Origin of the sequence: Mesorhizobium sp. M0500 (genome assembly GCF_040321165.1) — a bacterium.
Classification (GTDB): Bacteria; Pseudomonadota; Alphaproteobacteria; order Rhizobiales; family Rhizobiaceae; genus Mesorhizobium.
Genome location: NZ_JAMYRB010000100.1, coordinates 1 through 527 on the forward strand (window position 1 = coordinate 1; position 527 = coordinate 527).

The 527-nt window shown below is 61.3% G+C and carries 1 protein-coding gene; it reads right to left on the reverse strand.

From position 1 onward, the window contains the following. A partial coding sequence (locus NKI70_RS33930) for a GTP-binding protein (protein ID WP_287096495.1) occupies window positions 1–527 on the reverse strand: 527 nt, incomplete at its 3' end.

A 527-nucleotide genomic window follows, 5' to 3' on the forward strand; every position in this document is an offset into this window, starting at 1 on the left:
TCTTCAAGTGCGGCAAGCGCCGAACCCTTGACGATCGGAATGTCGTCGCCGGGGAACTCGTTCTTGGTCAAAAGCTCACGCACCTCGAGCTCGACCAGTTCGAGCAACTCGGCGTCGTCGACCTGGTCGACCTTGTTCAAGAACACCACGATCGAGGGCACGCCGACCTGGCGGGCGAGCAGGATGTGCTCGCGCGTCTGCGGCATCGGGCCGTCGGCGGCCGACACCACCAGGATCGCGCCGTCCATCTGCGCAGCACCGGTGATCATGTTCTTCACGTAGTCGGCGTGGCCGGGGCAGTCGACATGGGCATAGTGGCGGTTGGCGGTCTCGTATTCGACGTGCGCCGTCGAAATGGTGATGCCGCGCGCCTTCTCTTCCGGCGCCGCATCGATCTGGTCGTAGCGCTTGTATTCGCCAAAATACTTGGTGATCGCCGCCGTCAGCGACGTCTTGCCATGGTCGACGTGACCAATCGTGCCAATGTTCACATGAGGCTTAGTGCGCTCGAATTTACCTTTTGCCAT